Origin of the sequence: Algoriphagus sp. AK58 (genome assembly GCF_014324365.1) — a bacterium.
GTDB lineage: Bacteria > Bacteroidota > Bacteroidia > Cytophagales > Cyclobacteriaceae > Algoriphagus.
The window spans coordinates 805,957-818,155 of the sequence record NZ_QEIG01000008.1 but is presented as its reverse complement, the minus strand read 5'-3'; the positions used below and the strand labels follow the sequence as shown (position 1 = coordinate 818,155).

The window sequence follows — 12,199 nt, the reverse complement described above, 5'->3', positions numbered from 1 at the left end:
TTCAGCTTCATTTCAGCGCCAGGTGTAACAAGTAGGGGCTATTAAGGTCAAATTAATAAATCCCAACCACCCTACTTTCCATCCTCCTCACTCAAACCTTCCATCGCTTATGGCTCCACAGATACAAGTCTGGTTGGAGGCGGATATTTGCTTCCAGTCTTTCGCAGAAAGCATCCGTGATACTATGCTCCTCATGAGAAGCGTATGGGCCCCTGGATAGCAGTTCGTAAGTAGCCTGATAGCGTCCTCTGCCCTTTTTGGTGATTTCTCCGAAATAAACCGGGAGGTCCATGCTTTTGGCGATGTTTTCAGCACCTTCAAAGAAATAGGCAGGTCGGTTGAGAAAGGGTCTCTGATACCGGACGGTTCGATTATTTGGTCGTTGATCCGCGGCTAGCTGAACCACCCTGTGCTGGGAGGTCAATGTTTTTACGGTATTTCGAAAATCCCTCTTCTCTGTGATAGTATTCCCAAATCGGGTTCTGATTTGGTACATCAGTTTGTCAAAGAAAGGATTGTTGATTTTCAAATACACTCCTTCCGAGGGAACTTGGCTTAGCACTGCAGCACGTTGCAAGCCTAATTCCCAATTGAAAAAGTGCCCGGCCAGCAATAATACGCTTTTCCCATTTTTCACCTCCTGGTCGAGCAGCTCCTGATTGGTGATCGTAAACCTTTGAGCCAATTCTTCTTTGGAGATGGTAAGCGTTTTCACTGTTTCGGCAATGGAATCAGTGAAGTTCCTGTAGAACCGGTTTCGGATCACTTTTCTCTCCTTTTCCGATTTTTCCGGAAAGGCATACAGCAGGTTTTCGTCGATCACTTTTTTGCGATAGCGGATAATATACCTGGCGAGGAGGTAAAGAAAATCAGAAAAAAGATACAGCACCCCGAGTGGTAGACGGGACAAAAGCTTGAAGAAAAGCATGTTTGTGATGCGGATTGGGAAATTTGCCCCGAAGTGGAGGCGATATCTGCTACAAAATAAAGGAAAACCAAGGAAAAGGTGTGGGAATCTAGGTATAAATTAGGCCTTTGATTACTTTTGAGGCTTATGTCTGAAGTACAGCGAAGGAAATATACTCAGGAAGAAAAGACGGCCATCTTTGATGGGGAGTTTATGCCGCACATCGATTCGATGTACAACTTTGCGTTTCGACTCACCTTCGATGAGGACGATGCCAAAGATCTGGTGCAGGATACCTACATGAAGGCGTTCCGATTTATCAATTCCTTTGAGCAGGGGACCAATGCCAAAGCCTGGCTTTTCCGGATCCTTAAAAACAGCTTCATCAACGAATACCGAAAGAAAAGCAAGCAGCCTGCGAAGGTCGATTATCAGGAGGTGGAAACTTTCTACAACTCGGATGACGTTGATTACCAAAGCACCACAGATCTCAGGGCTGAATCCGTCAAAGATATGCTCGGAGATGAGATCTCTAATGCACTCAATGCCCTTGCAGTGGATTTCCGTACGGTGATCATTTTGGCCGATCTGGAGGGGTTTACCTACGAGGAGATGGCCAAAATTCTGGACATCCCGATCGGGACGGTAAGATCCAGGCTCCACCGGGCCAGGAATCTTTTGAAAGACAAATTAAGAGGATATGCCCAGTCGATGGGCTACAATACGGACGAAGAGGAGGAATAAACGATTACCTATGGAAAACAACAATTTATCATCCGGTGAGCGAAAGCTGCAGTGCAGCGATGTGAGCAAGTGTTTTCAGCTACTGGAAAGTATCCTGGACGGAGAGCTGGGAGAGGAGGGAAAGGAGCTTTTGAAGCAAAAGTTGGATAAATGCCAGCCTTGTTTCGAACATTTTCACCTAGAGCAAGCCATCCGGGAAGTGCTGAAAACCAAATGCACCAAGCAACCTTTACCTGAAAAATTGGCGGACTCGATCCGTCAGATGATCCACGACGTCCGATGAGTAACCCTTCCGGCAAAGCCATCATTTTCTCCGCTCCCTCCGGATCCGGAAAAACTTCCCTTGTCAAGCATCTGATCCAGCATGTGCCCAATTTGGGCTTTTCGATCTCGGCCTGTACCCGGGACAAAAGAGGAAGACATGAGGTGCATGGCAGAGATTATTACTTTTTGAGTATTGAAGAATTCAAACAGAAAATCGATGAGGATGCCTTTGTAGAGTGGGAAGAAGTCTACGAAGGAAATTTTTACGGTACCCTCAAAGAAGAAGTGCAACGCATCTGGGACAGTGGCAAAGCCGTCATTTTTGATGTGGATGTAAAAGGGGGATTGGCTCTGAAAAAGTATTTCGGAGATCAGGCCCTTGCTATTTTTGTCAAAGTGCCCTCGTTGGAGACCCTCGCTTCCCGACTCAATGACCGCGGGACCGAAACACCCGAATCCCTTTCCCGGCGCATCTACAAAGCGAAGTTTGAGATGACCTTTGAGCCCCAGTTTGATGTAAGTGTGCTCAATGATGACTTTGAGCGCTCCTCGGAGGAGACAGTGAAGCTGGTGAACGATTTTCTGGCTAAGTAAGCATGAAGGTCGGGCTGTACTTTGGAAGCTTCAACCCCATCCATATCGGGCATTTGATTATCGCGCAGACGATACGTGAGCGGGGTGGACTGGATCAGGTCTGGTTTGTAGTCAGTCCTCAGAATCCTTTCAAAAGACAAGAATCCCTCGCTCACGAGCTTGACCGCCTTCGTATGGTTGAGCTGGCCATTGAAGACAATTTTCATTTTCGGGCGAGTGATGTAGAGTTTCGCATGCCCCGGCCCAGCTATACCATAGATACCCTCACTTACCTCAGCGACAAGTATCCTCAGCATCAGTTTTTCCTGTTTATGGGATCGGACAATTTGAGTCATTTTCACAAGTGGAAAAACCATCAGGCCATCCTCGATCAGTACGAAGTACTTGTCTATCCCCGTCCCGGAGAACCCAAAAACGCCCACTATCCTCAAGTCAAGCTGGTGGAAGCCCCTTTGTTGGATATTTCTGCGACTTTTATCCGTCAGGCGATTCAGTCCGGGTACTCGGTTCGCTACCTCCTGCCCGATCCTGTGGAAGCGTATATCCGGGACAAAAAGCTTTACCGCTAAAAGACTAATCTCCTAATCTTACCGTTTGCAAAAAAAACCTTCCTGTAATTGTTATTAAATTAACAAACTAGGTATTGCCTCGGAATGGAGTTCAACTTAATTTAGTTTCAGCTTCAAAATGAAGCCGTTTTTGGCCAAAAGCTTTATAATCAAATTGCCGCCGTTTGTGTCCCCACAAATGGCTCCACAACATGAAAAAAGTATTCTTCGGACTGGCGTTTTTGGGATCAGTTCTGATGTTCAATCAAGGAGCGAAGGCGTGAGATGAGGTGCTCAAACCGGGAATCAATCCCAAAAGCAGCATTAAAACCTTTTTCACAAAAGATGATGTGTTTCATTCCTCCCCCGAGATTGGTGTTCCCGAGCTTTACAAGCTGCGCTTGGATGAGTTTTTGAAAGAGTAAAGCCAAAGTCGGACTCCAAATTCACGAACAAAAAATCCCGAGCTCCTCGCCCGGGATTTATTTGTTTATAAAACCAAGATTTGAATTTCTCAATTCTTGTGTCTTGCGTCTACTGTCTTACGTCTTCGAAGTTACTTCTTCATCGCCACCCTCTCCGGCTTGGTGGAGATTTTTTGCCAGATCAGCTCGCCTACTTTTTTGCCCTGCTTGCTTCCTTCCTCGATGGCAGGCATGTAGTGGATGCCTCCGTAGAATCGGCTGATGGCAGCCTCGGCAGCTGCCTGTGAGAAGGAGTCAAACTCCCGAATCGGAAGTCCATAGGCTACTTCGGTGCTGTCCACGATATGAAGTTGATCCCCGAAAAGTTGGGCTAAGGTGTACGAAGCAGCCGTGGAAGCCACGCTGTGGCCGGAAGTGTGCTCGGGGAAAGGCGGTGTCTGAAGCAGCGGAACCCAATTCTCGTCGATGTGCTGATTGATGTAGGTCTCGGGACGGATGGTGCGACTGCGGTATTTTTCGTCCCAGCAGGCGATAAAGGCCTCGTTGAGAGAAATGGCGGTCATGGCCAAAGCCTCGACAGTCCCTCTCCAGTCTTTGCCCGCGGCAGCGGATGCAATCGATGCAATGCCCATCCAGTGTCCTCCCGGAGTGATCTTTTTCTCAGCAAACATCACGTGACCTTTGACATTCATTTTGTAGGGATTGCAGTCCCAAAACATCGCGATGTCTTTTTGCTCCGGGGTCATATTTTTTTGTGCCTCATACACTTCCAGGGCTCTCTTGTAAAAGTCAGAGTCGGGATCAGAAGAAAATGCCGGCGGAGGAGACACTTTAAACTGTGCCGCTGAATCCAAAACAAAGGTTCGGATCTTGTTCCAATGCGGTTCGACTGCCTCCATGTAAGCAGGAGGAGTGGGTTGCCAGGTGCCCGGTTCGTTGGTCACGGTGTACTTAGGAAAAGAACGGCTTTGGTGGTAGTTGTCCTTTTTGGCGTATTCAATGATTTTTTTACCCACTTCTTGACCATAGTTGACAGAGGACTCAAATACATCTTCGGGAATTCCTTTCTCCTGGAGTTCGGCAAAAACCGCGTCACGATGCTCGTTCATTTTCTCCTCAGAAAAGATCAAAGCCGTACCCACATGGTAATATGCCGCCAAGGCAGCAAGCGGGGCATAGATTTTTTCAGGAACTTTGACATCCAAGGGCTCCGAACCATTCAGTTGCCCCATTAGGGGAGCATAATTGGTCGGGTCAGTGGCTGCAGCTACTTCATACGCAGCCAAGGAAGAGTAGGAATAAATCCGGGCGGCCACGGGAGGGGAAAAGATGTCGTGGATAATTGTCTCCGTCACCCGGTTTTGGGCTTTGGTAAAATAGCTGCCATCGGTGATGGCTTGGGAGTAGTCCTTTTTCTCCTGACAGGAAAAGATCATCAGGGATAAAAGCACAGGAATGATCAGAATTCTAATCGTACGCATATAGGGTTTTGAATTAAGTGTGATAAATCGATTCTCTGGATTGGGTCTGTGAGAATTTTACCACCTTACATGTAGGGTCAAATCTAAGTATAAGGGAATCAATCCCAAATGATTTGTGGCAGGTTTTTAGTGCAGCCAAATCGGCGTTCCGGCATTTGGCAATCCAATTATCCATTCTTGGTTTTTTACCCGGATAGTTTTGAGATTTCTGAGCTCCAGCTTTTGAGAAAAACTGGAAATCACCGGTATTTTTACCCATTTCCCATTCTCCCATCGGTAAGAGAGAGGAGGCAAGTTCATGGACTTGCCCAAGTCGGCGCGGAACCCGGAAAAATTCCCTCCCAGCCAAATCTGTCCTGTTTGGGTGTCCATCTCAAGTGCTAAGATCGGTCCCCACTGGGCTTCATCCGGAAAAGGAACAAAGGAAAATTCTCCTTTTTCATCCTGAAAATAGACACCGGATCGAAACACATAGGCCGGAAGCTTGCGGGCTTTTTCGAGTTGATCCTTCGGGAAAAGGTCAGCTGGCGCGCTGATTTTGGCATAGTCGGCATAGGAAGCATGCGTACGCTTCACGCCCGGAATCTGACGGATCAGATCATCTCGAGTGGGAAAAGGAACGAGTTTCTCTCCCAGGTAATGAAAGAGGATAGGATCGGCTTGTCCATTGCCATCAAAGTCGTGGTGGTAAAGCCATACGGGTTTTTCAGCACTCGCTTTTAGCTTGGAGTTCAGTCCCAGATTACCCACAATCAGGTCGGTTTTGCCGTTTTTGTCCAAGTCGGCTACGCTCAGGGAATTGATCCAGCCTGAAGATAAAGCAAGGCCTTTCGGCATCTTTTCCACGGCTTTTCCTCCGGATAAATCAAAAACCCGAATTCCAGTCCAGTCTCCGGCCAAGATCAGTTCAGCTTTCCCATTTCCATCCAAATCCGCAAAGGAAGCGGCATTCAGCATTCCCAGTTCAGCGCCTTTCCCAAACCATGCTTCGGTCTCGTCCTTAAACTGCCCTCGGCCCTGGTTGATCAGCAGGCTGCTTTTTGGACTCGCTCCATAGTCTCCTGCCCGATGGCTGGAGGCCGCAAAAATATCCAAATCCCCGTCTCCATCCACATCATGAATCGCAATAGCCGACGTATTTTCCCCGATGGGAGGAAGTGAATTCATGGAAAAAAAGAAATTCCCCTTGCCGTCACCAAAGAAAACCCGGTCGAAATAAAATAGACTCCCCGTCTCGTACTCCGAACCCCCGCTGCCCACGTAGAGATCCATCAGTCCATCCCCATTCAAGTCTGCAAATTCGGCTACGGTATCTTCTGCTTTGGCTAATTGGGTAAAGATGGGTTGAGGATTTTCCTTGAAACCTCCATCGGATTGCTGCAGGAAAATGGCCCCCGGTTGATCTTTTGCTCCTCCCAAATACACATCCTCCATGCCGTCACCATTGACATCCCCTACCGCCAAGGCTGGTCCCATTCGGGCAAAGCTTTTGGGAGCCAAATACTCACGTTTGAGTTCGTCCACTTCGTCTTTTTCCAGATGAGTCCAGGAGATTTGAGGAAAGGCAACAGAAGCAGGGGTTTCAGATGGAATCGGTTCCATTACTTTACCGCTTCCTTTTACAAGTTTCAAGGATTGTTTGGAAGCACCACCAGGGAAGATCTCACGGTCACCATTTGGCCAAGCAACTTGGATGGAATCGATTTGCTGGGTTTTTCCCAAGCCAAACAAGAGTTCAGCGGCAGGTCCTGACTGGAACCCTCTGCTCGTACTGATGCGCTGGGTCCAAGTTTGATTTTGAGCAAAAACCTTAACCTGAGCACCGATCGCCTGCCGATTAAAGTCCTCCTGAGAAAGGGCCACTTTCAGGTAAGAATTTTCCAATCGCTCACTTCGGTTTTGGTAGACAAAGGCTTCTTGATCAAGGTTATTCAGCACTAGGTCCAAGTCTCCATCATTGTCCAAATCGGCATACACCGAGCCGTTGGAATAGGACTCCTGATCCAAGCCCAAAGTTTTAGCCTGATTTTCAAAGCGCAGATCACCCAGATTTTTCCAGGCAAAATTGGAGATCTTCAGGCTTGGCAACATGTCGATCTGTTTTTTGCGAAGCTCCACCAAAGGCGTGCTGGCATCAGCCTCCTGTGAGTACTGGATAAAATCCAAATCATTCGGACGCTTCACAATGCCGTTGCTCACGTGAATGTCTGCCAAGCCGTCATTGTCCATGTCAAAGATCAGCGGAGACCAACTCCAATCGGAGGCATATACTCCGGCAAAAAGTGCCACTTCGGCAAAGCTGCCATTTCCCTGATTGACTTGAAGGTGATTGCGCACGTACTGATCCTGATAGCCAAACTGCTTTTTGATTTGGTAGACTTCTGCCTTGTCCTCGCCCACCGATTTCATCCAGATCTCCGGATCCTCGGGGAGCATGTCCGTGGTAAAAATTTCGGGTAAGCCATCTCCATTCAGATCTGCGGCATCATTGCCCATGCTATATCGGCTGGTCGAGGAAATCATTTCATCCAATGCCTCGCGAAAGGTGCCGTCCTGATTGTTGAGGTAGAGGTAGTCGTTTTCGGTGAAGTCATTAGAGATGTAAAGGTCCAACCAGCCATCATTATTAAAATCTTCAACGGCTACTCCCAAACCAAAACCCAAGATGCTGGAATAAATGCCGGAGGCTTCAGTCACATCCTGAAAGCCTGTTTTTCCTTCGGAAAGTAGGTTTTTATAGAGTTTATCCCCACTTGGATCGCATTTGGAGCGGTTTTCTGACTTGGCAAAAACCTCCGGGGACTTCACGTTGTGATTGAGTAGGTAAAGGTCCAAATCTCCATCCCGATCGTAATCAAAAAATACGGCATGAGTGGAAAAGCCTTTAAAATCCAAGCCATATTCAGCAGCCGATTCTTTGAACTTGCCTTCACCTTGATTGATATACAGCTTGTTTTGGCCCTTGATGGCGCCATAATCCCCCACTTGGCAGACATAAATGTCCAAGAGCCCGTCACCATTGACATCGGCCATGGTCACGCCAGTCGACCAACCGCCGTCCCCACTAACTCTGGCAGATTGAGTGATGTCCTCAAACTGGAAGTTTCCTTTGTTTCGAAAAAGCTTATTGGGGACCTGATTTCCGGTAAAGTACAAATCAATCAACCCATCGTTGTCGATGTCTCCGGCGGCCACTCCTCCTCCGTTGTAGAAATAAAGGTATTCGAGGATGTTGGTTTCGGGATTGGAGATCAGTCGATTTTCAAAGAGGAGTCCGGTTTGCGCCGGATTTTTCAATTCAAAAATAGGCTCGGCAGCAGGTTCGTGTTCCTTTTTTCCACAGGAAATGATTCCCAAAAGCCCTACCCCGAGTATCGCCCAACGAAAGAAATACTTGCGCATCAATATGTCCAGATTTCAGCAGGAGCGCTGTTTTTCACAACCAACAATTGATTTTTCCCAAGTGTGGAAAAAGCCCTGACATCACCCTCTAATTTCAATCCGTGAACTCGATTGGGCCAAAAGGTAAAGGTGCCATCTCCTTTTCCAATGAGAATCTCACCATATCCTGCATCGTACTTGCCGATTTCGGGTTTGACATGAGAAAGATTTCCTCCCAAGAGCAGGTCCTCGATCCCGTCTCCATTCAGGTCCATCAATTGGATGGCGAAAATCCAGGTTTTTTGTGCTTCTACAGGAAAGGCTTTCCAGTCGAAATTCCCATTGCCTTGATTGAGGAGCACACCTGACTGGAGGTGATTCATCTCTTGCACAATAGAGCGGTCGATGATCTCTTTTGGAAAGATGTCGCTCAAGCTTTGATTGTTGTAATCCGCATAGCGAATGTATTTTTTCTTGATGCTTGGCACCTGTTTTTCCAACTCATGCTTCAAGGTGTAAGGCACCTGAATCTCTCCCACCTGCTGGGTATAGATCTGCTCGATGGCTCCGTTTTGGTCAAAGTCATTGAGATACATTCTGACCGGATGGGCGACTGAACCTTTCATTCGGGTATTCAAGCCTTGATTTCCAAGAGCCAAGTCGGGTTTTCCATCCCCATTGAAATCACCGAATTCGAGGGATCGGTACCAGCCTTTCAGCTGCTCCATGCCGGAGATTGGAGCTTTTTCCAGCTTTCCTCCTGCGTTTTTGAAAAATGTCGGCTCCATCCACTCACCCACGATGACAAGGTCTTGTTTTCCGTCGCCATCATAGTCCAAGACTTTGGCATCGGTCACCAGGCCTAGTGCTTTCAAATCCGGAGCAAACGTAGCTGACTGCTCAGAAAAATTGCCTTTGCCATCATTGATCCAAAGCTGGCTATCCGCGGGAGCACCATACGTAAATGGAACCAAACGACCACCCACAAACAAATCCAGGGCACCGTCTCCATTGAGATCGAGTACTTCCACTACTGAACTACTGCCCAATACTCCCAAGATACCGGTATGGAAGCCTTTGGTGAAGTTGCCTTTGCCATCATTGAGATACAGGCGATCAGCAAGGTCTGGGCTACCAAAGCCCGATTCATTCCCTCCGGAAGTCACAAACAGGTCTATATCACCATCCCCATCCGCATCAAAAAAGACTGCATCGGTATCTTCAGACAATGCATCGGCCATCAAATCCGGTTGTGGCTTTTCTACAAAACCGCCTTTGGCCTGAGCAAGGTAGATTTTTCCGGGAAAGGTTTTAGCGCCGCCGAAAAACAGATCCTCCAAGCCATCCCCATTAAGATCGGCTTTGGCAAAAGCAGGTCCTTCGGTGGAAAACATGTGATAGGTCAATCGGTCTCGGTCGAAATCCACAAACTCATTTTCGCCATGGATGAAATCTAAGTTTTGGTTTTGAACTTTTGCGAAACGAGGTGACGCCGGAGCATCGAAAAAGGAAACTCCTTCTGGTAGCGCTTTCGCCTCTTCCCATTTCAGGGTCACTAATTGATCAGTTGGCTGATTTCTCAGTTCGGTATAGCTACCATCAGGCCAAAGTACCCGAATCTCATCCAAGGTAGTGATTGCCCCCAAACCGATCGTGATTTTGGGATCGACGCTGGATTGAAACCCTCGGTTGGGCATCTGCTCGGTGTAGAACAGCTGATCTCCTGCCTTCACCTGGATCTGAGTCCCGATCGCAGCAGTATTCTTTCCTTTTCCGACCAGCTGAAACTGAATGCTGTGATTTTCCGGCTGTAGGGTTTTCCCTTGATTCCTGAAAATCTGAGCAGGTTTATTCACATTGCTGATGACCAAATCCAAGGTGCCATCATTATTCAAATCTCCATAAGCTGAGCCGTTGGAGTGGATCGGAGTACCCAGTCCCCATTGATTTGCCATATTTTCAAATTGCAAATCACCCAAATTTCGGTAGGCATAGTTTGGTACAGGATTGACCGGAATCGGGTCGATAAGGGCCTTGTAATCCACTCCGTCTTGGGAGATGATTTTGATTTTGGTCTCCTCATCGTCGATAAAATTGAGGTAATCGAGGTCTGTGATGTCCTGATAGATGCCGTTAGCCACGAAGATGTCCCGCTTACCATCATTGTCCATGTCAAACAAAAGGGCGCCCCAGCTCCAGTCGGTCGCTTCTACATTAGCCAGACGGCCCATTTCACTAAACGTCCCATCTCCATTGTTCACATGGAGCATGTTACGCGAGAATTGGTAGTGGTAGCCGTGCGTCTTGTTAAACTGGAATTTGTCCCAATTTTCAAAGGTCGTCACCTGCTTCAGTCTGCTTGATGGTTCTGGAAGCATGTCGGTCACAAAAATATCCAAGAGCCCATCCCCGTTGAGGTCGGCAATGTCCGCACCCATAGAAGCTGCGCTGATAGAACGCATGTAGGATTCCAGTGATTCGGTAAAGGTTCCGTCCTGATTGTTGATGTATAGGTAGTCCTTTTCAAAAAAGTCATTGGAAATAAAAATATCCGGCCAAGTATCTTGATTGACGTCTCCGATGGTGATCCCCAAGCCAAAACCGATCACAGAACCATAAATCCCAGCTTCCTCGCTGACATCGGTAAAGGTTTCCCCATCATTTCTAAACAGCTTATCACCGCCCACAGGGTCTCGCTTAGGGCGCTCGTTTTGCATTTTATTAAAGGTTCCGATCGCCTGATAGGAATTATTAAGCAGGTAGACATCCAGATCTCCGTCCTTATCGTAATCGAAGAAGACCGCATGGGTGGAAAATCCCTGATCTGCCAAGCCATAAGCCTCGGCCATTTCCTTGAAGGTGCCGTCGCCTTGGTTGATAAAGAGTTCGTTCTGCTTGTTGTCCCCTGAAATATCCCCTGAGTTGCAGACATAGATATCCAGGAAACCATCCCCATTGACATCGGCCATAGCCACCCCCGTACTCCATGCGCGCGTGCCTGCCACTCCGGCTTTTTCGGTCACATCCTCAAACTTGAAGTCTCCCTTGTTGAGGTAAAGCTTATTGGGGCCAAGGTTTGCAGTGAAATACAAATCCACCAAACCGTCATTATTGACATCTCCGATGGCTACTCCGCCTCCATTGTAGTAATTGCGGTAGGTGAAGATGTTGAACTTTTCGTCAAAAGTAAGGTCGTTCTCGAAGTCCACCCCGGATACATTGGGCAGGATTTCTTCAAAAAGTGTAGGATCCTTTTTTTCGGGCTTGGAGCACGATGCAAGGGCAGAAAGGAGTATCAGGCCGACGAAGAGTTTTTTCATGATGCTTTCTGGCTGATTTTTCGCTGAATGGGCAGATCCGTGATCTCTGCTCTTACTGCTGAAATATGTTTTTTGAAAATCCGTATTCGTCGGTTTCCGTCCATTTTTACATAGGCGATCTGGGATTTATCTTCATTGGACACTTCGATAAAGCCCTCTCCGTACCATTTCTCAAATAGCTTGACTACATCTTCACGAAGCTTTTCAACGGCTAGGTCTTCATTCCAAGGTGACCAGCCGTCGTAAATAAATTCCACTGGCATTAGATAAATTTTACCTTCATCAAACTTCGGATAAAAACGCATTTTGCCGGGGTTTCCGGATGGAAATACCAAGCTGTGTTGCACAGAAAGCTCTGTGGGACCATTGGTCAATACACCCTCTTTGTTTAGGTTCCAGCAGGTTTCAAAAAATTGCTTTTGCGTCATCCCAAGCTCAAGACCAAAAAACAAGTCGTTGACCACCTTTCCTGAGGCCAGTTCGCGCTTTTCCATTTTTTCATACTCGCTTTGGCAGGAAGTAAAGGAAAGTAAAA

General features: G+C 47.5%; 9 protein-coding genes. 4 read left to right on the top strand and 5 right to left on the bottom strand.

Annotation, left to right across the window (positions count from 1 at the left end; all coding sequences use genetic code 11):
- Window positions 1-91 precede the first annotated feature (91 nt).
- Window positions 92-928 (bottom strand): lysophospholipid acyltransferase family protein, encoded by an 837-nt coding sequence (locus DDT91_RS10370; RefSeq protein ID WP_187176084.1) that lies wholly within the window; start codon window positions 926-928, stop codon window positions 92-94.
- Between the two features lie 126 nt (window positions 929-1,054).
- Here DDT91_RS10370 and DDT91_RS10365 point away from each other — a divergent pair, with 126 nt between their 5' ends.
- From DDT91_RS10365 to nadD, 4 genes are read left to right on the top strand one after another with little or no spacing between them, the layout of a single operon-like run.
- On the top strand, window positions 1,055-1,651 hold the full coding sequence (locus DDT91_RS10365; RefSeq protein WP_187176083.1) for a sigma-70 family RNA polymerase sigma factor: 597 nt from the start codon (window positions 1,055-1,057) through the stop codon (window positions 1,649-1,651).
- A gap of 10 nt (window positions 1,652-1,661) precedes the next feature.
- Entirely contained in the window at window positions 1,662-1,934 is a 273-nt protein-coding gene (locus tag DDT91_RS10360; protein ID WP_187176082.1) for a mycothiol system anti-sigma-R factor, read from the top strand.
- The gene (gene gmk / locus DDT91_RS10355) at window positions 1,931-2,509 is read left to right on the top strand and encodes a guanylate kinase (RefSeq protein WP_187176081.1); all 579 of its coding nucleotides are present in this window, start codon (window positions 1,931-1,933) and stop codon (window positions 2,507-2,509) included. The genes DDT91_RS10360 and gmk overlap by 4 nt, the downstream gene beginning before the upstream one ends.
- Before the next feature lie 2 nt (window positions 2,510-2,511).
- Window positions 2,512-3,078, top strand: a complete 567-nt coding sequence (nadD, locus tag DDT91_RS10350; RefSeq protein ID WP_187176080.1) for a nicotinate (nicotinamide) nucleotide adenylyltransferase — start codon at window positions 2,512-2,514, stop codon at window positions 3,076-3,078.
- A 535-nt stretch (window positions 3,079-3,613) separates the two neighbouring features.
- Here nadD and DDT91_RS10345 read toward each other — a convergent pair.
- The 4 genes from DDT91_RS10345 to DDT91_RS10330 form a co-directional block, all read right to left on the bottom strand.
- Window positions 3,614-4,963, bottom strand: coding sequence for a vanadium-dependent haloperoxidase (locus tag DDT91_RS10345; protein WP_187176079.1), 1,350 nt, complete (start codon window positions 4,961-4,963; stop codon window positions 3,614-3,616).
- Between the two features lie 126 nt (window positions 4,964-5,089).
- On the bottom strand, window positions 5,090-8,365 hold the full coding sequence (locus DDT91_RS10340; protein WP_187176078.1) for a VCBS repeat-containing protein: 3,276 nt from the start codon (window positions 8,363-8,365) through the stop codon (window positions 5,090-5,092).
- Complete coding sequence (locus tag DDT91_RS10335) at window positions 8,365-11,664, bottom strand: VCBS repeat-containing protein (protein ID WP_187176077.1); 3,300 nt, start codon at window positions 11,662-11,664, stop codon at window positions 8,365-8,367. The genes DDT91_RS10340 and DDT91_RS10335 overlap by 1 nt, the downstream gene beginning before the upstream one ends.
- Complete coding sequence (locus DDT91_RS10330; protein ID WP_255502068.1) at window positions 11,661-12,158, bottom strand: hypothetical protein; 498 nt, start codon at window positions 12,156-12,158, stop codon at window positions 11,661-11,663. The genes DDT91_RS10335 and DDT91_RS10330 overlap by 4 nt, the downstream gene beginning before the upstream one ends.
- Between the last annotated feature and the right edge of the window lie 41 nt (window positions 12,159-12,199).